Source organism: Bradyrhizobium sp. 141 (assembly GCF_023074055.1).
Lineage (GTDB): Bacteria > Pseudomonadota > Alphaproteobacteria > Rhizobiales > Xanthobacteraceae > Bradyrhizobium.
Map to the genome: position 1 here is coordinate 41,572 of NZ_JADPKR010000103.1, position 21,560 is coordinate 63,131.

The following is a 21,560-nucleotide window of genomic DNA, read 5'->3' on the forward strand; positions in this document are numbered from 1 at the left end:
GATCACGGCTTCAGGATCACCCGGTCGCGTGAGGAGCCGGCGACGGCGACATAGGCCTCCTTGGCTCGCTCCAGCGGATAGACGGCGCTCGGCTTGATCGGGAACGGTTTCAGGTGGCCGCTGGCAAAGCCAGGGCCGAGATCACGAAGCACCGCGCCGGTTGCGGTCGAGGACAGGCCGAGCGTGTCGATGCCGACATAGGTGTGCTGTCCGCGGTAGAACTCGAGAATGTTGAATTGCACGATGCGGTCGATCGCGGCGATCAGGATCTGGCGACCACGCAATGCGAGCGACTTGTGCGCCGCCTGGAAATAGGGATCGCCCACCGTATTGAAAACAATGTCGGCGCCCTTGCCGCCGGTCACTTCGCGCACGCGCGCGGCAACGTCCGTCGCGGAGGCGTCGATCACCTCGATCGGTGCGTTGGCGTGGCCTTCGTAAGCTTCCGCCTTGCGTACCACGCCGATGACGCTTGCGCCCTGCCAGGTCGCGATCTGCACCGCGGCCTGACCGACCTTGCCATTGACGCCGAACACCAACACGGTCTCGCCTTTCTTCGGCAAGCCCGCGCGGCGAAAGCCTTCCATCGCCGTGACGAAGGGAACGCCGATCCCGGCGGCTTCCTCCCAGGACACCGTCTGCGGCTTCTCCACCACGGCATCGGCCTCGACCACGAGATGGCTGGCATGCGTGCCGTCGCGGCGGATGCCGAGATCGCCGGAGGAGCCGAACACCTCACGGCCGACCGTGCCGGCCGGCCCGTCGAGCACCACGCCGGAATAGTCACGGCCCGGGGTGCGCGGGAACACGGCATAGGGCATCAGCCCGGTCGCGGCCTTGACGTCGGAGGGGTTGACCGCGGCAGCCTTCACCTCGATCAGGACATCGTCCGGGCCGCGCGTGAGCGCCTGAGGCTCAATCACCGGCGAGAGCGCAGCGGCGTTTTCGGCCTTGGAGTTCAGGCGCACGCAGCGCGCTTCGACGGTTTTGGTATCGGCTGGCGACATCGAAAGACCCGTGGCTTCTCGCGGCCTTGTCGCCTCTGGGGTCGGTCAAGTCAATCCGTCAAGTCAGTCTTTGGGCCGCTTGTCGTAGAGGCGCTTGGCCTTGCCCAGCGAGCGTTCCAGCGTGGCTGGCGCGACAACCTGCACCCTGCAGCTGATGCCGATGGTGTTCTTGATGTGGGTCGAGATTCGATCGGCGTGATCGATGAGCCCCCGGCCGTCCCAGCTTTCCGGCCTCGCTTCAGCGATGATGGTCAATTCGTCCATGCGGCCTTCGCGGGTCAGCTCCAGAATAAAATGGCCGCCGCACCAATCGGTCGCGAGCAGCACCTCCTCGATCTGAGTCGGGAACAGGTTGACGCCGCGCAGGATGATCATGTCATCGGAGCGACCCGTCACCTTCTCCATGCGCCGCATGCCGGGGCGTGCCGTGCCGGGGAGAAGCCGCGTCAGGTCGCGGGTGCGATAGCGGATCACCGGGAACGCTTCCTTGGTGAGCGAGGTGAACACCAGCTCGCCCTTCTCCCCGTCCGGCAGCACCGCGCCGGTCTGGGGGTCGATCACTTCGGGGTAGAAATGATCCTCCCAGATATGAAGCCCGTCCTTGGTCTCGATGCATTCCTGCGCGACCCCGGGACCGATCACCTCAGAGAGGCCATAGATGTCGGTCGCGTCCATGTCGAAGGCGTCCTCGATCTCGCCGCGCATCGCATTGGTCCAGGGCTCGGCACCGAAGATGCCGACCTTGAGCGAGCACTGGCGCGGGTCGAGCTTCTGGCGCTTGAACTCGTCGAGGATCGCCAGCATGTAGCTCGGCGTCACCGTGATGATATCAGGGCGGAAGTCGTTGATGAGCTGCACCTGCCGCTCGGTCATGCCGCCGGAGATCGGCACCACAGTGCAACCGAGCTTCTCGGCGCCGTAATGGACACCGAGCCCGCCGGTGAAGAGACCGTAGCCATAGGCGTTGTGGATGATCATGCCGGTGCGGCCGCCGGCGGCACGGATCGAGCGCGCCATCACCTGCGACCAGGTATCGATATCGGCTTGCGTGTAACCGACCACGATCGGCTTGCCCGTCGTGCCGGAGGAGGCATGCACGCGCACCAACTTTTCGCGCGGCACCGCGAACATGTTGAAGGGATAGTTGTCGCGCAAATCCGTCTTCACCGTGAACGGAAATCTTGCGAGGTCGGACAGCTCGCGAAAGTCGGACGGATGCACGCCGGCCTCGTCGAAGGCCTTGCGATAATGTGCGACGTTGTCATAGGCGTGCTTCAGCGACCAGGCCAGCCGCTGCTTCTGCAGCGCCATGATCTCGTCGCGCGAGGCGCGCTCATGCGCGTCCATCTCGGCCCTATAGCCGTTGCCGCTTTGCTTGAGCCTCGTCAAAGCCATCCTCGCTTCCCCACAACATTGATTTATTCTTTTCTTGATTGGTCTCTTATTGGTCCTGCGTCGGCAGCCACGTGCCGGGAATGACACGCGAGTGCCCGCGGAATTCCGCGATGACGGTGTCGCCCGTGGTGACACGCACGTCGTAGATGCCGGAACGCCCCCCGCGTGTGATCTCGCGTGCTTTCGCAACGAGGCGATCCCCAAGCTTGCCTGGCTTGATGAAGGTGATCTGTCCTTGCGCGGCAACGACGCGATCATTGTGCGAGTTGCAGGCGAAGGCGAAGGCGGAATCGGCGAGCGTGAAGATGAAGCCACCATGGGCGATGCGCTGGCCATTGACCATGTCCGGCCGCACATTCATTGCGAGCGTTGCGAAGCCCGGACCGATCTCGACGATCTCCATGCCGAGACCCTTGGAGGCATCATCCTCCGCCCACATCGCCTCAGCGCAGGCGCGGGCAATATACTCTGGCGACAGAGCCGTCTTGACGTTCACGCGCTTCTCCCGGCCAGATGTTTGCCCATGATGTTCTGCTGGTTGGCCAAAACTGTCAAATAATGCGACGCATTTGCATCGTCAGGTCTGATGCGCCTGTTCAGACATGATCATAATCGACCACGACGCGCTCCGACGATGGTTTCGCCTGGCAGGTCAGGACGAAGCCTGCCTTCAGCTCCCAGGGTTCCAGCGAATAATTGATGTCCATTGGCGCTTCACCTTCGACCAGCTTGGCGCGGCAGGTCGAACACATGCCGCCCTTGCAGGCGAAGGGCAGATCGACGCCGGCGCGCAGCGCGGCATCGAGGATCGCCTCGTCCTCGGCAACCGGCACGTCACGGCGCTTGCCGTCGATGATCAGCGAGGCGATCGCCTTCGGCGGCGCGTCGGGAGCCACCACCTTCTTCGGCCGCGGCTTGCCGCCGAATTCGGAGACGAAGCGCTCGACGTGAATGCGTTCCTGCACGATGCCGAGCTCGCGGCAGGTTGCCTCGATATCCTCGCTCATGCCGAGGGGCCCGCAAATGTAGACATGATCGACGCTTCCCGCCGGCACCAGCGAGCGCAACAGCACCCTCACCTTGTCGCCGTCGAGCCGGCCATGCAGGATCGGGATGTCCTGCTCCTCACCGGAGATGACGTGGAAGATCGAGAGGCGATCGATGAAGCGGTCTTTCAGCTCTTCGAGCGCCTCGAGGAACATGATGTTGTCGGTGGTGCGGTTGCCGTAGAACAGGAAGAAGCGGCTGCCCGGCTCACGCGCGAGCGTCCCCTTGACGATCGACAGGATCGGCGTAATGCCGGAGCCTGCGGCAAAGCCGACATGGATGCGCGCGGCGTCCGCCTGAGGGATCGTACCGAAGCGACCCGTCGGCGTCATCACGTCGAGCACGTCGCCGCATTTCAGCTCATCCGCCGCCCAGTTCGAAAACGCGCCGCCGTCAACCTTCTTCACGGCGATGCGGATCTCGCCGTCGTCAGGGCCGGAGCAGATCGAATAGGAACGACGCACCTCTTCTCCATCCAGCGTGGTGCGGAGCGTGAGATACTGGCCGGGCGTGAAAGCATAATCGCGAGCGAGTTCGCCGGGAATGGCGAAGGTCATCGAGAAGGCGTCGGCCGCCTCGCGGCGGAGGTCGCTGACGGCCAGGCGATGGAAGCGCGGTGCGGCGGCTGACATGATCAATGACACTTGAAATAGTCAAAAGGTTCGCGGCAGGCCTTGCAGCGCCACAGCGCCTTGCAGGAGGTCGAGCCGAATTCGGACAAGAGTTCGGTCTTGTCAGAACCGCATTGCGGGCATGCTACCGCTTGCTCACCAAACAATGCACGGCGCGAGCTTAAGGCCAGTGGCGGCGCGATGCCGTAGGCGCGCAACTTGCGGCGACCCTCTTCGCTCATCCAGTCGGTGGTCCAGGCCGGTGACAGCACGGTACGGACCTTGGGACGGCGGAAGCCTGCGCGCTCCAGCGCCAGCTCGATCTCCAGCGCGATCATGTTCATCGCCGGACAGCCGGAATAGGTCGGGGTGATCGCGACCTCGACATGATCGCCATCGAGCGCAACCTGGCGCAGCACGCCGAGATCGGCGATGGTCAGCACCGGAATTTCGGGATCGACCACGCTCGCCGCAGCGTCCCAGGCGCGCCGGCGCAGCTCGCTATCGCGCTCCAGCACCGTCACCATGTCAGCCCCGGAAAGGTGCGCTGCATCGACTGCAGCTCGGACAGGAGATGACCGAGATGCTCGCTGTGCCGGCCCACGCGGCCGCCCTGCTGCATCCAGTCGTTCTGCGGCAGTTCAAGTGTCGCCTCGCGGGCGATATCAGACAACGTCGTCAACCAACGACCGCGCAGGCTCGCCGGATCGACGGCAATACCGGCATGGATCAAGGCGCGTTCGCCCTCGTCGACGCCAAACATCTCGCCGGTAAAGGTCCAGAGATGATCGATCGCGGCCTGTGCCCGTCGATGACTCTCATCGGTGCCGTCGCCGAGCCGGATGATCCACTCCGAGGCGTGGCGCAGGTGATAGGCGCTCTCCTTCTCCGACTTGGCGGCAATCGCGGCAAGCGTCGTATCGCGCGAGGTCATCATCGCGCGCCAGTAGAGATCGGCAAAGGCGGAATAGAAGAACTGCCGCACCAGCGTCTGCGCAAAATCGCCGTTGGGCTGCTCGACCAGCAACAAGTTCCGGTACTGCCTGACGTCTCGCAGATAGGCGAGCTTGTCCTCATCACTCCCCTTGGCTTCGGCCTTGGCGGCGTAGGTATAGAGTTCGCGCGCCTGGCCGATGAGATCGAGCGCGATGTTGGAGAGCGCCATGTCCTCTTCCAGCATCGGCGCATGCCCGCACCATTCCGATAGCCGATGGCCGAGGATCAATGCGTCGTCGGCGCGGCGCAGCGCGTAGAGCACCAGCGGCGTTTCAGAGACCTGGATGTTGGCGCTCGGCATCACATGTGTCCCACTTCTTCGGGGACTTCATAGAACGTCGGATGCCGGTAGATCTTCGATTCCGCCGGCTCGAACATCATGCCCTTCTCGGCGGGATCGCTCGCGGTGATCGCGGTGGACGGCACGACCCAGATCGACAGGCCCTCGCCGCGGCGGGTATAGATGTCGCGTGCAGCCTGCAGGGCCATGGTGGCATCGCTCGCATGCAGCGATCCCACATGCTTGTGCGCGAGCCCGTTGCGGCTGCGAATGAAGACTTCCCACAGCGGTGTGTTCGGCGTCGTCATCCTGATCCCCCTATTCCGCGGCTTGCGCGGTCTGGCGCTGCGCACGCTTCGCCGCGTAAGCGGCTGCCGCCTCGCGCACCCAGGCGCCCTCTTCATGTGCCTCGCGCCGCTCGGCCATGCGGTCGCGATTGCAGGGCCCGTTACCCGCGAGCACCTGCTTGAATTCGGTCCAGTCGATCTCGCTGTAGCGCCAGTGCCCCTCCGCATCCTGAATCATGCCGGGATCGGGAATGGTGAGTCCGAGATATTGCGCCTGCGGCACCGTGGCATCGACGAACTTCTGGCGCAACTCATCGTTGGAGAAGCGCTTGATCTTCCACTTCGTGGAGACGTCGCTGTGCTGGCTCGTGGCATCGGGCGGGCCGAACATCATCAGCACCGGCCACCACCAGCGGTTCAACGCGTCCTGCGCCATCGCCTTCTGCTCGTCCGAGCCGCGGCACAGCGTCAGCATGATCTCGTAGCCCTGGCGCTGGTGGAAGGACTCCTCCTTGCAGACCCTGATCATCGCGCGCGCATAGGGACCATAGGAGCAGCGGCACAGCGGGATCTGGTTCATGATCGCGGCGCCGTCGACCAGCCAGCCGATGGTGCCGATGTCGGCCCAGGTCAGCGCCGGATAGTTGAAGATCGAGGAATATTTGGCCTTGCCGGCGAGCATGGCATCGACCAGCTCCTCGCGCGAGGTGCCGAGCGTCTCGGCGGCGGCATAGAGATAGAGCCCGTGGCCGCACTCGTCCTGCACCTTGGCGAGCAGCGCAGCCTTGCGGCGCAGGGTCGGCGCGCGCGTGATCCAATTGCCTTCGGGCAGCATGCCGACGATTTCGGAATGGGCGTGCTGGGAGATCTGGCGGGTCAGCGTCTTGCGATAGGCCGCCGGCATCCAGTCGTTCGGCTCGATGCGCTCCTCGGCGTCGATGCGGGCCTGGAACTGCGCGGCCCTGGCCGCGTCCTCAAGACCGCGGTCGTCGGTCTCGGCCGTGTTCAGCGCCTGGGTGTACATGCGCGTCCTCCCATTTTATTGGGAGGCAATATATAACAAGAATTACTCCATGCAAGATATTTCTGTAACATAAAAATCAGGTACCGAACCTCCGTTCCAGAAGTTTTCGCGCTGGCGGCAATGGCCCTTTCTCATTGGTTCCATGACTATCAAGCCATTGTTCGGACGGCACGAGCAGTGCGCGATAGATCTCACCGCAGAGCTCTCGCGCCGCCCTGCCGGGCCAGTCCGCCGGCAGCAGGCTTTCCGGCAGCAGCGGATCGCGCAGCACGACGCGGCGGTAGTAGTGGATCAGGAGGATGCGCGCGGTGAAGGCCTCGGCCTCAGACAGACCCGTGCCGCGCGCGATCGCCGCTCGGAGCGGCTCGAACGTCTTCATGAACTTCTGATAAGCGTCCGCGGTCCGCTCCAGAGGCCAGCTCGCACTAAGCAGACGGCGGCCGCTGTCATCCTCCGCCGAGACTTCGAGACGGATCGCGCCAGCGGCCTCGTCCGGCATCGGCACGCCCGACGGCGCGACCCAGACGCCCGGCAGCGGACTGCCAAAACCGGCGTTGCGCAGCGCTTCGCGCGAGGCGTCACGGTCCTCCCCATTGCCGATCAGCAGCAGTTCGAAGCGTCCGGTCCAATCGGACGGCGGCGGATCGTAGATGTGACGGGTGGCAGCCTCGAACGTCTGAGTACCTTTCTCGGCTAGGCGATAGAAACTGTTGCGGCCGACTTTTTCGCGCGTCAGCCAGCCATCGGCAGCGAGCCGCGACATCGCGGTGCGGACGACGCCGCTGTCGATATCCAGGCTTTCAAAGAATTCCAGCAGCGTACCCAGCCACACGGAGCCGCCACGCGGCACGATGGCATCGCCGAACACGGTGATGACAATGGAGCCGGTGCGCGACGGTTCACGCTTGAGCTGATCGATGATGCGGGAGAGCGGATGCGCCATGCGCGAGGCATAGCGCGTTTGGTGCGGGCACGACAATGGACGGAAACGACTAGAGCCGGGCTCGATCCTTCGAGACGACGCTTCGCGCCTCCTCAGGATGAGGCCCGATCCCTTTCGCGCGGCCGCACTTGCTCTCAATCCTCATGATGAGGAGCGCGGCAAAGCCGCGCGTCTCCGGACGATGCTTCGCATCGCCGGGAGAACCATGCAGGCCCATCTACCGATGCGGATCGGGATAGACCACGCTGCGCCAGCCGCTGCGGTCGAAGGGACGCCACTGGCCTTCCTTCTGCGCGAGGCGGTCGGCAACCGCGTAGACCACGGCCGGATGATGGCCCATGCCGCAATGGCTGCTCTCGACCTCGATGCTCTCGGTTTGCGCGCCCGTCCTCTCCATGCAGCCCTGCCAGGCGCAGACGCCGTCGGTGCGGCTGAAGATGGCGGTGGTCGGCACCGGCGGCGGCACGGCAAGCTCGCCGCCGAAACGCGGATCAACCTCATCAGCCTTGCGCCCGCTTGCCCATTCGTAGACACGCCAGGCGTTGGTCGAGCGCGGATCGCCGGCAAAGGGGCTGCCGAGCGTGATCACCTGGCGCACGCTATTCGGAACCATTTTGGCAAGCTGGCGCGCATAGATGCCACCGAGGCTCCAACCAACCAGGCTGATCTTGCGGCCGTGGGTGTCGTTGAGCTCCCGGATCAAATCGAGCATCGCATCCTGCACGCCGGGCCGCAGGCCGTAGTTGCGGCCTTGGCGCCAACCAGCCACCGCATAACCCTTGCTGCTGAGAAACGAGCGCAGCGCGCCCGTGGAGGTGTCGGAGGCAACGAGGCCTGGCAGCACCAGCACCGGATGCCCATCGCCGCGCGGCGCGAGGCTCAGCAGCGGCAGCGCGCCGAGGAATGCGCCGAACTCGTGGATCGCCCGCCCTTCCAGAAACATCAGAGTTCTGGACGGCGGACGCAACGTCTGGGCAGAAGCGGTCATCAATAGTCCCCTGGGAAGAATTGCTGAAAAGGCCACCGGCCGCGACGCCGGAAAAAGGTATCAATTCCAACACGCCGGCTTCTTGATCGTTCCGCAGCGCAACATGAATCAGCTAGGCGGCCGGTTCCCGACATTCAAGCGGGAGAGACGCGTGGCGACAATAGGCCCGCGCGTTAATGCTCACGGCCGTGACGCAAAAGTCACAGCAATCGGAGCAGGAATTCTACGGAGTAGAGCGCGAGCCCGGCGAGACCGCCGATCAGCGAACCGTTGAAGCGGATGTATTGCAGGTCGCGCCCGATGTTGATTTCGATCAGCGAAATCAGCTGCGCCATGTCCCACGCCTTGACCTGGTCGGAGATGAAGATTGAAACGCCGCTCTTCTGGTCGGCGACGAAGCTGCGCAACACCGTCACCAGACCCTTGTTGATCTCGCCGCGCAGCTCGGCATCGCCGGCGAGCGCTTCGCCCGCCGCGACGAACATGCCGGCAAGATGATGCTGCAGCACTTGCGTCTCACCGCTCGCACTGCGCTCGATGAAAGAGCGCGTATTGGCCCACACCGTGCGGGCGAGATCGGCAAGCTCGGGCCGCGCCAACAGATCGCGCTTCAATCCGTCGATGCGGTCGATATAGGCCTGATCGCTGCCGAGCCGGTCGACGAAGCTTAGCACCATGCGGTCGAACTCGCCGCGGAACGGATGCTTGGGATCGCTGCGCACCTCATTGAAGAACGCTGTGGCGGACGCCACGATCTTGTTCACCAGAAACTTGTCGGCGCGATAAAGCCTGAGCAAGGTCGGCAACTCCGCGCGCACCTTCTCGCGGATCATCCCCATCGTCTCTTGCTGGTTCAGCGTCTCGTGCATCACGCGCAAGAGATCGTCGAACAGGATCTGGTGCCGTCCCTCCGCGACGAAGCCGCGCAGCGTACCGGCGGCTAGCGGGGCAAGGTCGATCGCCTGGAGCTGCGAGGACATGCGGCGGATGATGAAGGTCATCAGACCCGAGCTTTCCGTCGCAGAAACGGCCTCCGGCAGCAGGCGCAGCGCAAAACGCGCCAGGTCGTCGCTGCGCTTGCGGTCGCGCAGCCAGTCGGCGACGAAGGAGCCGAAATCGATCTCCTTCAGCTTGGCCTCGACCGGGCCGGCCTCGAGGAAATGCACCTGGATGAATTCGCCGAGCTTGTCGGCGATGCGGGCCTGGTTGCTCTGGATGATCGCGGTATGCGGGATCGGCAGGCCGAGCGGCCGCTTGAACAGTGCAACCACGGCATACCAGTCGGCGAGGCCGCCGATGGTTGCGGCTTCCGCGAATGCGGCGATGAAGCCGAACACGGGATGCACGGGCAGCAGGCATTTCGCGACGACGAACAGCGCCAGCGTCGACGCCAGCACCAGTGTCGCCAGCGCCTTGACGCGGCGAAGCTCGGCCGCGCGTTCGGCATCGCCGGGGGTGTCGAAGGAAAAGGTGGCGGGGGCGTTCATGGCGGATACTTAGCGCGTCAATCTCGGCGTGTCCCGGACGCGGTGCAGCGTACAACGATGCACCGCAGAGCCGGGACCCAGGAAGGGTCCAAGGCAAGATGGACCCCGGATCAGCAGTGCACCACGCCGCAAGAGCGGCGCGCTGCACCGCATCCGGGGAACGCAGGAGACAAACAAAAGGCCCGCCGAAGCGGGCCTCAAATTTCAGTTTTTACTCAGGGCGCCAGATCAGGCGGTCTTGGTGTAGACCTTGGCAAAATTGTCCTGAGCGGACTTCGCGCCGTTGGCGGCGAGCTTGCCGAAATAGTCGGCGGTCGCCTTGGCGCGCGAGACGAACACTTCGCCGCGCGAGCGGAGCAGGCCCGACTGGATCTCGACGGCCTCGCTGACCGACTTGGCGGAGGCGAGCTTGTCGATACCGGCGAAGAACGCCTGGGCGTCGTCATAGATCGCCTGCTGGATGTTGCGGCTGATCTTGCCGGCTTCAGTGACGGACTCGGTCACCGCGCTCTCGACGGCGGCGGTCACGCGCTCGGACCCAGCGAACACCTCGGCAGCACGGTCCTTGGCGGTGTTGGCGGACTTCTTCACGAACTCGCGGGCGGCCTCGGGAACTTCCAGGTTCTGGATGTTCTTGAATGCGTCCTTGAAGCCTTCGAAAGCGGTGTTGGTTTCGGTGGTCATTGGGGTTCTCTCCATCCTCGTTGCTCTGAGCTATGGGCTCACCCCGTCCGCATTGGCCCGGGGCCCGATCTATATGGCATAGTTAATTGTGCGATGCAATATTCTTGTTGCGGTGCGATATCACGAAATCGTGAATAGCCTCAACGGGAGGCAGTCTGGTGCCTCCTTCGCCAGACAGGTTCCCAAGGTGATGAGCCGGCCCTAGTGCTGCACCGCGCCCGGCAGCCCGTAGGCCTCCATCTGGGCCTGGACCTGCGAGATGTTGTGCCCGAGCACGACGATGTCGTGGGTCTTGCCATCGACGTCCCGGACGTGGTCCCGCAGCAACGCTTCGGCCTTGAAGCCGAGGCTCTCGAACACCGCGATCGCCGCCTGCTGGTCGACGGTCATCTGGACCGAGAGTTTTTCAAGGCCGGCGCCAAGCGCGAGGGCAAAGGTCTCCTGCGATAGCGCCCGCCCGACCCCCTTCCCGCGCACATCGAGCGAGACCACCATGCGGATCTCGCCGACATGGGGTGACCAGGAGTGGGGATCGCGCACCAGCGTGCCGCAGCCGACGACCTTGCCGTCCCTGACCGCAAGCAGGCTCGAAATCGCACCACGCTCGATCTCCTTGACCCAGGCCGACAGCACCTTCGGCTCGCTGATGTTGCGCGGCAGAAACAACAAATCGTGGGTCGGCAGGCCCTTGCCGAAGGCGAGCACCGCGGCTTCATCGGCGGGCGCCATCAGGCGAATCTCGATATCGCCGGCGTCGGTCTTGACGTGACGCGGATAGGAACGCTGTTCGCTCATGTCGATCTCTTTCCCAGCCAGGAATCCAGTTTTGGCCATAGCCGCTTCACGGCGTTGGCGCCCGCGACGAGCGAGACGTGACCGCCTTTCAGCATCACCTCTTCCTTGTCCGCAGATCCAATTTTCGCAATCAGGTGCTTGGCGGCCTCATACGGCACGATGTGATCGTGCTCGGCGACCGCATGCAGGATCGGCACCTTGATGTTTTCGAGCTTCGCGGCACGGCCGCCGACCGACATGGTGTCGTTGAACAGCTTGTTGTCCCACATCAGGTCCTTGGTGATGGTGCGGAAATATTCGCCGGCCAATGGCAGCGTGTCGGTCGCCCAGCGGTCGAACATGCGGTACGACTTGACGAACTCGTCGTTCCAGATGTTTTCCCACAGCTGGATCTGGCTCACCGTGCGCGAGGCCGGGCGCAGCATCTCGAACGAGGATAGGATCATCTCCGGCGGCACATTGCCGACGCTGTCGACGAGACGGTCAACATCGAAATAGCGGCGATCGGAGAAATTCGAGAACAGCTTCATCTCGCCGAAGTCAATCGGCGTGGTGAAGCAGATCAAATTCTTCATCGGCCCGTCCTTGTGGATCGCGCCGTACAGCAGCGACAGCACGCCGCCGAAGCAATAGCCGATGACGGAAACGTCCTGCTCGCCGGAATCCTGCTGCACCCGGCGGACGCAGTCCGGAATGAAGTCGAGGACATAGTCCTCCATCCGCAGGCTCTTCTCCTCCGGCCGCGGCGCGCTCCAGTCGAGCATATAGACGTCGTAACCGCGCTTGAGCAGGAACTCGATGAAGCTCTGCCCAGGAACGAGGTCGAGAATGTAGCCGCGGTTGGTGGTGGCCATCACGATCAGCACCGGCACACGATAGATCTCGTCCGACATCGGCCGGTAGTGATAGAGATTCATGGTGCCGCGCGAATGCAGCACGTCTTTCGGAGTCGAGCCGAGCGAAGGGCCCGAGGTCGAGAAATACTCAACGCCCTTGATGCTGCGCTGGATCGCGCGCTGCACCTCGCTCTGGATGCGCTCCGGGATAGATGCGAAATCGAGTCCCGTCGGCGCGTTCATGTCTGCTCTCCGCCTTCGGAGGGCGGACGTTTCGTCCGTGGCGGCCGCGGCGCGCTGTCGAAGCCTTGCGAGATCCCCGAACTTGCAGCCATCTGGCTCAGCATCGACTTCATCTCGCCGATCTGGGCTTCGATGGCCTGGAGCCGTTCCGCAAGGCCCGTGACCTGCTCCCGGCTCGGCAGGTTCATTGTGACGAGATATTTCTCCATGAGCTCGCCGAGCTGCTTCTGAGCACCTGCAGCAGCTCCGCCCGCACGGTTCATCGCCTGCGAAAATTCCGGCGAAGACATGGCCTGGTTGGCGAAGGAGTTGAACCCCTTCTCCATCTCGCCGACCATCTTCTGCCACATGGCAACGGGGTCGTTGGTCTTGTCGGTCATCGGCGTCCTCCTGAAATCGAGAGCTGCGATGCCCTTCTTTTCTCGCCATACCACACCGTTGCGCGGTGCCGGTCAACCGGCAAGCGCACCCGCCACTCGGCACGCCGCTTCTTTGCAGCGGGAAATCGTGCGATACAGCGTCGATCAGCAGGAGGGATAGCGTCCGTGACCACCCATCAGCCGCCCCAGACCGTCAGCGCCAATGGCATCGACATCTGCTACGAGATCTTTGGCAACGACAATGCCGAGCCGCTGCTGCTGATCATGGGTCTCGGGGCGCAGATGATCCACTGGGACGATGCGTTCTGCGAGCAGCTTGCCGCGCGCGGATTCCGCGTGATCCGCTTCGACAATCGCGACATCGGCAAGTCGAGCCATCTGACAGGCGGCAAGCGCCTGACGCCGCTCGAGCTGCTGAAACTTCGCTTCCTCAGGATTCCCGTGGCGGCCACCTACAAGCTGATCGACATGGCCAAGGACACAGTCGGTCTGATGGACGCGCTCGGCATCAAGTCGGCGCATCTGGTCGGGGCGTCCATGGGCGGCATGATCGCGCAGGAGGTGACGCTGTCGTTTCCCGGGCGCGTGCGCTCGCTGACCTCGATCATGTCGACGACGGGCAATCCGCGCATCCCGCCCCCGTCGCGCGAGGCCGCCGCGATGCTGATGGCGCCGCCGCCGCGCAGCAAGGAGGAGTTCATGGTCCGTTACGGCCAGACCTGGAACGTGCTGCGCGCCGGGCATTTTCCCGAGGAGGAAGCGCTGGACCCCGGTCGTGCCGAGCGTGTGTTCGCCCGCGGGCTCAATCCGGCCGGCGTCGGCCGGCAGCTCCGGGCCGTGCTCGCGTCGGGCAGCCGCAAGGAACGGCTGCATGCCGTCAAGACGCCGACGCTGGTGATCCACGGCACCGTCGATCCCCTGGTCCGTCCCGAGGGCGGAAAGGACACGGCAGAGTCAGTTCCGGGCGCCAAGCTCCTGATGATCGAAGGTATGGGCCACGCGCTGCCGATGCGGTTCTGGCCGGAGATCATCGGCGCGATCGACAAGCACGCGCATGGCGCGGCGGCGCAGGCAGCGTAGACCGCAGGTCTCCTTACGGTGACCATGTGAGCAGCCGGTTACTCCTTAACGAAAGCCGGCACGGAAGCTATACAGGCCTTCCTCAATCGCAAAGAGGCTGCGGCCTCGCGGAGCTCACATGCATTCCATCGTCCGGCCGGGCGCCATGATCGTTGCTGCCATCCTCATGCTCTCGCTGGCCAATGGCCCCGCGATGGCCGGCGGCGCGCAAGAGGAAGCCAATCGCAAGACCGTGCTCGACTTCTACGAGAAAGGCCTCAATCAGAAGGACGCCGATGCGGCTCTCGCCCATGTCGGCAATCGATATGTCCAGCACAATCCGAACGCGGCCGACGGTCCGGACGGCTTCCGAAAGTTCATCGGCTTCCTGCGCGAGAAATTCCCGAACTCACACAGCGAGATCAAGCGCAGCTTCGTGGACGGCGACTACGTCATCCTGCACTTCACGCGGTTCGCGAGCCCGGCAGCAAGGGGCGCGCGATCGTGGATATCTTCAAGCTGGAAGGCGGCAAGATCGTCGAGCACTGGGACGTCGTTCAGGACATTCCCGAGACGCCCGCGAACAGCAACACGATGTTCTAGCTCGTAGGGTGGGCAAAGGCGCGCTCTTCCCGCCGCCGTGCCCACCACACATCCGCAAAATCGATGAAAATGGTGGGCACGCTTCGCTTTGCCCACCCTACAATTCCGGTCCTAAGGATGCGCAGCGCGGATCAAGCGCGACGCAAAAATCGGCCTAGCGCTTCCTCGCGATCCAGATCACGTGGCGCGCGCCGCCACCTCTGCCGGTCGCGCGGACATTGACTTCGTTGACCTCGAAGCCGGCGGTCGTGAGACGGCGCGAAAATTTCGGATGCGGCCCGGACGACCAGATGGCGAGCACTCCGCCCCGCCGTAGCGCGGTGTGAGCGATCCTCAGCCCCGCGGCATCGTACAAGGCGTCATTGCCCTTGCGGGTGAGTCCTTCCGGACCATTATCGACGTCGAGCAGGATCGCGTCGAAGCTGAGCGGATGTCGCTCGATCAACTGCGCAACATCCATCTCGTGGATTTCAACGCGGGGGTCACTGAGACTGTCGCCGAAAATCTCGGCCATAGGACCGCGAGCCCATGCCACCACGGCCGGGACCAGCTCAGCCACCATGATATTCGCCTTGGCGCCGAGCACGGTGAGTGCCGCACGCAGCGTAAAGCCCATGCCGAGGCCGCCGATCAGGACGACGGGTTTTGCGACCTTCTCAATTTGCTTCGCCGCGAGCGTTGCAAGCGCGACTTCCGAGCCCGACAGGCGGTTGTTCATCAGCTCGTTGGTGCCGAGCTTGATGGAAAACTCCTTGCCCCGCCGCATCAGGCGGAGCTCTTCGTCGGAGCCGGGGATTTTGGCGGTATCGATCTTTTCCCAGGGAATCATGCCAGACGTTTAGCACGAATAATTCGTAGCCCGGGTGAGCGAAGCGATACCCGGGACCGCGAATTCCCGGATGTCGCTTCGCTCATCCGGGCTACAAGAATGAGCTTCGGCTACCCGCCCGCCCAGACGTCGAGCACGTAGCGGTTCTTCGTCCCCATCTCCTCGATCCAGCGTGCGCTTGCGGCCGCGTCGTTGCCGTTCTTCTCGCGGTGGATCGCGACCAGCGCCGCCTTCACGTCGGGCTCCATCTTCCCGCCGTCGCCGCAGACATAGATGATCGCGCCCTGCTCGATTAGCGGCCACACCTCGTCCTTCTGCGCGGCGAGGACATGCTGCACATAGGTCTTCGGTCCATCCGCGCGCGAGAACGCCGTGAACAGCTCGGTGATGCCGCTTGCCGCCAGTGCCTTCAGCTCGTCCGCATAGAGAAAATCCTGATCGGGGTGGCGGCAGCCGAAGAACAACATGGATGGCCCGAGCGTCGCGCCCTTCGCCTTGCGCGCGGCGCGTTCCTGGAGAAAGCCGCGGAACGGCGCGAGGCCCGTGCCCGGGCCGATCATGATGATCGGCACCGAGGGATCGTCCGGGAGCCGGAAGCCGGCCTTGGTCTCACGCACGGTGGCGTAGATCGCATCGCCGGTGCGCCGGTTGGCGAGATAGTTCGAGCAGATGCCCTTGTAGGTGCCGCGCCCGGACGCAGCCGGCCCTTCGACCACGCCGACCGTGATGCTGCAATGCGCCGGGTCGACCGACGGCGAGGACGAGATCGAGTAATAGCGCGGCGCCAGCAGCGAGAGCATTTCCAGATAGACATGGAACGGCAATTCGCAGGCCGGATATTCGAGCAGCAGATCGAACACCGATTTGCGCCTGGCCAGGATCTCGCTGCGATAGCGCTCGAGTGGCTCGCCCTCCTCGCCGACGAAGGCCAGCAGCTTCGGCTTGGTGACGGGGCAGCGGGTGTGCTCGGCCATGATCTGGATCTGCTTCCGTGTCGCGACCTGCTGCAGCTCGACGAACTCGCTGAGCAGGCGGCCGACCGACACGGCGTCCCCGACCGGCAATTGCGCGCGGCGCCCTTCGGCGACCTGAAGCCTGATCTGATCGGCCGGCAGGAAGCCGAAGCGGCGGGCCACCGAATCCACCAGCGTCGGATCATTGCGCGGGACGACGCTGAGGTGATCGCCGACGCGGTAGCTGACGTTGGACGGCAGCTGCACCTCGATATGACGCGTCGAGCGCTCCGACGGATTTTGGCCGTTCCTGTTCTGAAGCTCGTCATTGACCAGCACCTTCATCGCCACGGCGCCGCCCTGGGCCACGATGGTGTTGACGGCGGTCACCGCGACCGGCTCGATCGCGTAGAGCGGGTCGTCCTCCGCGGTGCGGGTGAAATTCCAGTCGATGCCGAATTCCTTGGTCGCGACCTGGGCGGCAGCCGGGAACCATTTCTGGAACTGGCCGTCGAGATCGCTGCGCGCATCGCCCTCGCCGCGCGGATAGACCGCGCGCGCACCGTGAGCCGACAATTGTTCGTCGATCAAGCGCGGCACAGATTGATAGGTCGCAGCCCAGTCGCTATTGCCGCAGCCGAACACGGCGTAGCGGACATTGGCAAAGGCATCCTTCGGCAGATCGCTGCCGAGCCATTTGACGAACTGCGTCGCATTGTCCGGCGGTGCCCCGTTATAGGAGGCGCAGATGATCAGCACGCCGCCCTCCTGCGGCAGGTTGCCGACGTAATCGTCGAGCGGTCCGAGATGCACGGCAAAGCCGTTGATCTCGGCAAGGTCCGCCATGCGTGTCGCGAGTTCCTCGGCGGTGCCGAGATTGGAGCCGTAGAGCACCAGCATCGGCGTGTTGTGGCCGAGCCGGGCCGTCGGCTGGCGCGGCGCCTTCGGCGCCGAACTGGCAGCCCCGACAGGCCCGCCATAGGCGCCGCGCTCGCGATCGGCGCGGGGGCGCACCTTGATCTTGAAGCCTTCCGGCTTCATCGTCAGGGTTTCCTTCAGGTGCATCTGGTAGCGCTGGTGGTCGATCAGCTTGAAGCGCTGCAGGATCATGCCGAGCGCGAGCGCGGCCTCGTGCATGGCAAAGCCCCGGCCGATGCAGGCGCGCTGGCCGTTGCCGAACGGCTTCCAGGCGTTGATCGGCCGTTTGGCCTCCGCCTCACGGCTGAAATTCTCGGGATCGAACGCATCCGGATTCGGGCCCCAGACGGAGGGATCGCGATGCAGCGCGGTCACCAGGATGGTGGTGAAGGTGCCTTTCCGGAGCTTGTATTTGCCGCCGCCGATGGTCTCGTCGCTCAGCGGCGAGATGCCGTAGGCCGGCGCCGGCGGCCACAGCCGCAGTGCCTCTTTCAGGATCTGCGTGATGTAGCTGAGCTGCGTCACCTGCTGATAGGTCGGCTTGGCGTTGACGTCGGGGCCGAAGACGCGGTCGACCTCGTCATAGGCCTTCTTGAGAATCTCCGGGTGCTTGAGCAGCGCATAGAGCGTGTAGGACAGCAGGCCGCTTGTGGTCTCGTGACCCGCGATCAGGAACGTGTTGATCTGGTAGCGGATATTGACGTCGTCGAGCTGCTCGCCGGTCGAGCGGTCGACGCCGGTCATCATCGCGGCGAGCATGTCCTTCTTGTCGTCGCTTCCTTCTGCGCCCTTCCGCCGCTCGGCGATGATCTCGTCGACCATCTTGTTCATGAAAGCGACGTCTTCAGCCATCGTCTTGCGCCGCTTCTGCATCCAAAACTGCTCGAGCGGCAGGCCGCGGGTCATCATGATGGTTTCGAGCGAGCGCACCAGCGACTCGACAAAGGGGTGGTAGTCGCGGCGGTAGAACGAATTGAAGCGATACTCGAAGCCACACAGGCCGATGGTGTCGAGTGTCAGCGCGGTCATGTCGTGGACGACGTCGATCTCCTCGTCGGCGTTGAGCCGCTCCCATTTGTTGACGAGCTGCTCGGCGATATCGACCATGCTCGGGTGATAGGATTGCATGGCGCGGTTGCCGAAGGGCTGAAGCAGGATGTTGTGCGCCTTGCTCCAGTTCGGCTCCCTGGTGTCCGCGGTGAACAGGCCGTCACCACCGACCGCGCGCACGCGCCGCAACGCCCCGCGCACCGTCTTGTCGAAGCGCTTCTCGTCGGAGAGCTCGTCGACGAGATCGTGGCCGGAGACGACGACGATCGGCGAACCCATCATGTCGAGCCAGAAGATCGGGCCCAGCTCCTTGGCAAGTCGCGTCAGGTGCTGCACCGGCGCAGCCGAGTCCAGCGACAGCATGTTGCCGACGACCGGCTTGGTCGGCGGATGCGGGATCGGATCCAGACGGTTCTTCGATGACATTAAATGCGCTTCCCCCTGCCTCGGTATTCAACGTCGTCATTGCGAGCGACGCGAAGCAATCCAGAAATGTATCCGCGGTGACACATCTGGATTGCTTCGTCGTTTCGCTCCTCGCAATGACGAGCTACCCAAACCGCCTTCTACGCCATTCGATCAGCTTGGCGCTGACCTCCTCCGGCTTCTCCTGCTGCGTCCAATGGCCGCTATCGCGGACCAGATATTTTTCGAGGTCGGGGATCAGCTTGTCCATGCCATCGGCGGAAGACGGCGGCAACACCGCGTCGTTCTCGGCCATGATCATCAGCGACGGCACGTGCACCGTATGATCGAGCCCTTCGGCGCGCGTCCAGTTGCGCGACATGTTGCGGTACCAGTTGATGCCGCCGGTGAAGCCGGTCCGTGTGAAGTTGTCGACGAACACCTTCTTCTCTTCCGGCGAAAGGATCGGCGTACGCGGATCGTGCTTCGCGTCATAGGCTGCAATCATTTGCGGAAATGCCAGATTGACCCGCGGCGAAGCGCCGACGCCGGCAACCACTTCCTCTGCCGGCGCATCGGGCGGACGCGGCGCCGGCTTGCGCATGAACGCATCAAAAGTCTGTTCGACGCGACTGCCGAAAATCCTGTCGGGCTCGCGCGCCGGGTCCTGGAACTGCACGATGTACATCTTGTCACCGAAGCGCGCGCGCAGGAGCTCGATCGGATCGGCCCAGGCGCGGTTGGTGTGAGGCGTGTTGATGCCGACCACCCCCGCAACCCGCTCGATGTGCCGCAACGGCATCTGCCAGACGATGAAGCCGCCCCAGTCGTGACCGACGAAGATCGCCTTGTCGATATTCAGATGGTCGAGGAGCCCGACGAGGTCGCCGGTCAGGTGCTCGATGTCGTAGTCCTCGACCGGCTCGGGCCGGTCGGTTGCGCCATAGCCGCGCTGGTCGGGCGCGATCACCCGAATGCCGGCTTCGCTCAATGCCTTGATCTGGTGACGCCAGGAGAAGGCAAGCTCGGGCCAGCCGTGGCACAGCACGATCGGCGGCTTGTCGCTGACCGGGCCCGCCTCGTAATAGCCCATGCGGATTCCGTTCGTCTGCGCGAATTGGAGCGGCGGCATCTCAATCATTGACACGTTCCTACTCTGCAGCGCCCTTGATGTTGGTCGCCGGCGGCGCGTAGGCCGCCTCCAGCGCGGCAAACTCCTCCGGCAGCATGTCGCACATCACCTGCACATGCGGGATGATGTTGGCGCCGACGATGAAGCCGAAATCGAGCTGATCGCGGTAGCTCTGCACGGTGATGTTGAGCGCCTGCCCATGAGTCGAGATCGACACCGGGAAGATGTGCAGCAGCTCGGCACCGGCAGCATAGAGCGTCTGTCGCGGTCCCGGCACGTTGGACACGGTGATGTTGGCGGCCGGCGGCAGCACGTCCGACAGGTTCGAGCGGCTGTAGAGCAAGGCCAGGATCTGCACCATGATCGGTGCGCCCAGCATCGAGATGTTGGAGACCTGCGGCATCAGCGCGCGCAGCGGATGCGACATCTCTTTGGACTTGGTCGACTGCGCGATGATCGCCTCAAGGCGCGCCTTGGGATCGTCGATATTGGTCGCGATCGCGCAGATCATGCCGAACACCTGGTTGTTGGCCTCGGTGTTGCCTTCTTCCCGCAGCGAGATCGGCACCGCCGCAGTCAATGATTTCGCCGGCAGCGTGGCATATTGCTGGAGGTAGCGCCGGACCACGCCGGACGCGAGCGCCAGCACCACGTCGTTGAGCTTGCCGCCGGCCTGCTTGGCGAGCGCCTTCGCCCGCGACAGCGAGATCGACACACCGGCGAAGCTTCGTTCCGACGAGATCGTCTTGTTCAGCATGGTCGGCGGCGACACCATGCTGGCGAGGCTCTCGCGCGACTTGGGATCGGAGACCTTGCCGAGCACCTCCGACACGCTCTTCAGCACCGTCGGAATATTGCCGGCGAAGCGCACTGCGCTCTCGATCTGGTACATCGCATTGTCGAACAGGATCGAGCCGATGTCGCTCTTGCCGGTGCGCGGCAATTGCAGGTTCTTCGCTGCGGCCGAGGCATCCAGCGGCTGGGTGAAGAGCTGCTGATAGGAATCGAGCAGGTTCGCGGCGATGTCGCGCGGCTCCTGTCCGGGCTTGGCTCCTGCCGCCGGCGGATCGACCTTCCGCGGGATCGGGGAGATATCGTAGATCATGTTGGTCAGCGCCGCACCGGCGCCGCCGTCGATGGCAGCATGGTGCATCTTGGAATAGAGCCCGACCTCATTGTCCTTCATGCCCTCAAACACGTAGAACTCCCAGAGCGGGCGGGCCCGGTTCAACAGCTTGGCGTGCATCCAGCCGACGATGCGCTCGAGCGTGGCCCGGTCGCGCGGCTGCGGCAGGCTGGCGCGGAAGATATGGCGGTCGATGTCGAACTGATCGTCCTCCACCCAGGAGGGATGATCGATGTCGAGCGGCGCCTTCTCCAGCCGCGCCTTCAGGATCGGCGCGATGTGCAGGCGCGAGACGATCATCGCCTTGAAGTCTTCGAAGAAGTCGCCCTTGTAGTCGTCGGGCAGACGAAAGATCGCCATGCTCCCGACATGCATCGGCATTTCCGGCGTTTCCAGATAGAGAAACGACGCGTCCAGTGACGACAGCTTCTTACCGTCAGCCATAGTTCCCTCCCGCAAGATTTGACGGGCGCCTTAGCCGG

Annotated in this window: 20 protein-coding genes and 1 pseudogene; 2 read left to right on the plus strand and 19 right to left on the minus strand. The window is 63.9% G+C overall.

Features of this window, described 5'->3' with window-relative positions; all coding sequences use genetic code 11:
- Positions 1 to 2: 2 nt before the first annotated feature.
- The 15 genes from IVA81_RS31625 to IVA81_RS31695 all read right to left on the minus strand — a co-directional run bounded on the left by IVA81_RS31625 (position 3) and on the right by IVA81_RS31695 (position 13,003).
- The gene (locus IVA81_RS31625; protein ID WP_247325324.1) at positions 3 to 1,007 is read right to left on the minus strand and encodes a zinc-binding alcohol dehydrogenase family protein; all 1,005 of its coding nucleotides are present in this window, start codon (positions 1,005 to 1,007) and stop codon (positions 3 to 5) included.
- Between the two features lie 63 nt (positions 1,008 to 1,070).
- Positions 1,071 to 2,402, minus strand: a complete 1,332-nt coding sequence (gene paaK / locus IVA81_RS31630; protein WP_247325326.1) for a phenylacetate--CoA ligase PaaK — start codon at positions 2,400 to 2,402, stop codon at positions 1,071 to 1,073.
- Between the two features lie 46 nt (positions 2,403 to 2,448).
- The gene (gene paaI / locus IVA81_RS31635) at positions 2,449 to 2,898 is read right to left on the minus strand and encodes a hydroxyphenylacetyl-CoA thioesterase PaaI (protein ID WP_247325328.1); all 450 of its coding nucleotides are present in this window, start codon (positions 2,896 to 2,898) and stop codon (positions 2,449 to 2,451) included.
- Positions 2,899 to 2,998: 100 nt separating this feature from the next.
- Positions 2,999 to 4,081, minus strand: coding sequence for a 1,2-phenylacetyl-CoA epoxidase subunit PaaE (paaE, locus tag IVA81_RS31640; RefSeq protein WP_247325329.1), 1,083 nt, complete (start codon positions 4,079 to 4,081; stop codon positions 2,999 to 3,001).
- Positions 4,082 to 4,083: 2 nt separating this feature from the next.
- The gene (gene paaD / locus IVA81_RS31645) at positions 4,084 to 4,587 is read right to left on the minus strand and encodes a 1,2-phenylacetyl-CoA epoxidase subunit PaaD (protein ID WP_247325330.1); all 504 of its coding nucleotides are present in this window, start codon (positions 4,585 to 4,587) and stop codon (positions 4,084 to 4,086) included.
- A complete protein-coding gene (gene paaC, locus IVA81_RS31650) occupies positions 4,581 to 5,357 on the minus strand; it encodes a 1,2-phenylacetyl-CoA epoxidase subunit PaaC (protein WP_247325331.1) in 777 nt (258 codons plus the stop codon). The genes paaD and paaC overlap by 7 nt, the downstream gene beginning before the upstream one ends.
- A complete protein-coding gene (paaB, locus tag IVA81_RS31655) occupies positions 5,357 to 5,644 on the minus strand; it encodes a 1,2-phenylacetyl-CoA epoxidase subunit PaaB (RefSeq protein WP_092186062.1) in 288 nt (95 codons plus the stop codon). Before paaB ends, paaC begins: the two co-directional genes overlap by 1 nt.
- Positions 5,645 to 5,654: 10 nt before the next feature.
- Positions 5,655 to 6,647, minus strand: coding sequence for a 1,2-phenylacetyl-CoA epoxidase subunit PaaA (gene paaA / locus IVA81_RS31660; protein WP_247325333.1), 993 nt, complete (start codon positions 6,645 to 6,647; stop codon positions 5,655 to 5,657).
- Positions 6,648 to 6,723: 76 nt separating this feature from the next.
- The gene (paaX, locus tag IVA81_RS31665) at positions 6,724 to 7,590 is read right to left on the minus strand and encodes a phenylacetic acid degradation operon negative regulatory protein PaaX (protein ID WP_247325338.1); all 867 of its coding nucleotides are present in this window, start codon (positions 7,588 to 7,590) and stop codon (positions 6,724 to 6,726) included.
- A gap of 217 nt (positions 7,591 to 7,807) precedes the next feature.
- On the minus strand, positions 7,808 to 8,578 hold the full coding sequence (locus tag IVA81_RS31670; protein ID WP_247325340.1) for an alpha/beta hydrolase: 771 nt from the start codon (positions 8,576 to 8,578) through the stop codon (positions 7,808 to 7,810).
- Positions 8,579 to 8,778: 200 nt separating this feature from the next.
- Entirely contained in the window at positions 8,779 to 10,065 is a 1,287-nt protein-coding gene (locus tag IVA81_RS31675; protein WP_247325342.1) for a DUF445 domain-containing protein, read from the minus strand.
- 228 nt (positions 10,066 to 10,293) lie between these two features.
- Entirely contained in the window at positions 10,294 to 10,749 is a 456-nt protein-coding gene (locus IVA81_RS31680) for a phasin (protein WP_247325344.1), read from the minus strand.
- 201 nt (positions 10,750 to 10,950) lie between these two features.
- Complete coding sequence (locus IVA81_RS31685; protein ID WP_247325345.1) at positions 10,951 to 11,544, minus strand: GNAT family N-acetyltransferase; 594 nt, start codon at positions 11,542 to 11,544, stop codon at positions 10,951 to 10,953.
- A complete protein-coding gene (locus tag IVA81_RS31690) occupies positions 11,541 to 12,623 on the minus strand; it encodes an alpha/beta fold hydrolase (RefSeq protein WP_247325346.1) in 1,083 nt (360 codons plus the stop codon). The genes IVA81_RS31685 and IVA81_RS31690 overlap by 4 nt, the downstream gene beginning before the upstream one ends.
- The gene (locus IVA81_RS31695) at positions 12,620 to 13,003 is read right to left on the minus strand and encodes a hypothetical protein (RefSeq protein WP_247325347.1); all 384 of its coding nucleotides are present in this window, start codon (positions 13,001 to 13,003) and stop codon (positions 12,620 to 12,622) included. The genes IVA81_RS31690 and IVA81_RS31695 overlap by 4 nt, the downstream gene beginning before the upstream one ends.
- 165 nt (positions 13,004 to 13,168) lie before the next feature.
- Between IVA81_RS31695 and IVA81_RS31700 the strand changes: the two genes are divergently transcribed.
- Both IVA81_RS31700 and IVA81_RS31705 read left to right on the plus strand, forming a co-directional pair.
- Positions 13,169 to 14,083, plus strand: a complete 915-nt coding sequence (locus IVA81_RS31700; protein ID WP_247325348.1) for an alpha/beta hydrolase — start codon at positions 13,169 to 13,171, stop codon at positions 14,081 to 14,083.
- A 118-nt stretch (positions 14,084 to 14,201) separates the two neighbouring features.
- Positions 14,202 to 14,665: pseudogene (locus IVA81_RS31705) on the plus strand (nuclear transport factor 2 family protein).
- A 154-nt stretch (positions 14,666 to 14,819) separates the two neighbouring features.
- Here IVA81_RS31705 and IVA81_RS31710 read toward each other — a convergent pair.
- The 4 genes from IVA81_RS31710 to IVA81_RS31725 all read right to left on the minus strand — a co-directional run bounded on the left by IVA81_RS31710 (position 14,820) and on the right by IVA81_RS31725 (position 21,522).
- A complete protein-coding gene (locus tag IVA81_RS31710) occupies positions 14,820 to 15,494 on the minus strand; it encodes a spermidine synthase (protein WP_247325349.1) in 675 nt (224 codons plus the stop codon).
- Between the two features lie 110 nt (positions 15,495 to 15,604).
- The gene (locus IVA81_RS31715) at positions 15,605 to 18,841 is read right to left on the minus strand and encodes a cytochrome P450 (protein ID WP_247325350.1); all 3,237 of its coding nucleotides are present in this window, start codon (positions 18,839 to 18,841) and stop codon (positions 15,605 to 15,607) included.
- A gap of 124 nt (positions 18,842 to 18,965) precedes the next feature.
- Entirely contained in the window at positions 18,966 to 19,961 is a 996-nt protein-coding gene (locus IVA81_RS31720; RefSeq protein WP_247325351.1) for an alpha/beta hydrolase, read from the minus strand.
- A gap of 10 nt (positions 19,962 to 19,971) precedes the next feature.
- On the minus strand, positions 19,972 to 21,522 hold the full coding sequence (locus IVA81_RS31725; protein WP_247325353.1) for a wax ester/triacylglycerol synthase family O-acyltransferase: 1,551 nt from the start codon (positions 21,520 to 21,522) through the stop codon (positions 19,972 to 19,974).
- Positions 21,523 to 21,560: the final 38 nt, after the last annotated feature.

Excerpts from the sequence above, each read along its gene's own strand:
- IVA81_RS31625 (WP_247325324.1), bottom strand. The coding sequence starts at position 1,007 with ATGTCGCCAGCCGATACCAAAACCGTCGAAGCGCGCTGCGTGCGCCTG.
- paaK (WP_247325326.1), bottom strand. The coding sequence starts at position 2,402 with ATGGCTTTGACGAGGCTCAAGCAAAGCGGCAACGGCTATAGGGCCGAG.
- paaE (WP_247325329.1), bottom strand. The coding sequence starts at position 4,081 with ATGTCAGCCGCCGCACCGCGCTTCCATCGCCTGGCCGTCAGCGACCTC.
- paaD (WP_247325330.1), bottom strand. The coding sequence starts at position 4,587 with ATGGTGACGGTGCTGGAGCGCGATAGCGAGCTGCGCCGGCGCGCCTGG.
- paaC (WP_247325331.1), bottom strand. The coding sequence starts at position 5,357 with ATGCCGAGCGCCAACATCCAGGTCTCTGAAACGCCGCTGGTGCTCTAC.
- paaB (WP_092186062.1), bottom strand. The coding sequence starts at position 5,644 with ATGACGACGCCGAACACACCGCTGTGGGAAGTCTTCATTCGCAGCCGC.
- paaA (WP_247325333.1), bottom strand. The coding sequence starts at position 6,647 with ATGTACACCCAGGCGCTGAACACGGCCGAGACCGACGACCGCGGTCTT.
- paaX (WP_247325338.1), bottom strand. The coding sequence starts at position 7,590 with ATGGCGCATCCGCTCTCCCGCATCATCGATCAGCTCAAGCGTGAACCG.
- IVA81_RS31670 (WP_247325340.1), bottom strand. The coding sequence starts at position 8,578 with ATGACCGCTTCTGCCCAGACGTTGCGTCCGCCGTCCAGAACTCTGATG.
- IVA81_RS31675 (WP_247325342.1), bottom strand. The coding sequence starts at position 10,065 with ATGAACGCCCCCGCCACCTTTTCCTTCGACACCCCCGGCGATGCCGAA.
- IVA81_RS31680 (WP_247325344.1), bottom strand. The coding sequence starts at position 10,749 with ATGACCACCGAAACCAACACCGCTTTCGAAGGCTTCAAGGACGCATTC.
- IVA81_RS31685 (WP_247325345.1), bottom strand. The coding sequence starts at position 11,544 with ATGAGCGAACAGCGTTCCTATCCGCGTCACGTCAAGACCGACGCCGGC.
- IVA81_RS31690 (WP_247325346.1), bottom strand. The coding sequence starts at position 12,623 with ATGAACGCGCCGACGGGACTCGATTTCGCATCTATCCCGGAGCGCATC.
- IVA81_RS31695 (WP_247325347.1), bottom strand. The coding sequence starts at position 13,003 with ATGACCGACAAGACCAACGACCCCGTTGCCATGTGGCAGAAGATGGTC.
- IVA81_RS31710 (WP_247325349.1), bottom strand. The coding sequence starts at position 15,494 with ATGATTCCCTGGGAAAAGATCGATACCGCCAAAATCCCCGGCTCCGAC.
- IVA81_RS31715 (WP_247325350.1), bottom strand. The coding sequence starts at position 18,841 with ATGTCATCGAAGAACCGTCTGGATCCGATCCCGCATCCGCCGACCAAG.
- IVA81_RS31720 (WP_247325351.1), bottom strand. The coding sequence starts at position 19,961 with ATGATTGAGATGCCGCCGCTCCAATTCGCGCAGACGAACGGAATCCGC.
- IVA81_RS31725 (WP_247325353.1), bottom strand. The coding sequence starts at position 21,522 with ATGGCTGACGGTAAGAAGCTGTCGTCACTGGACGCGTCGTTTCTCTAT.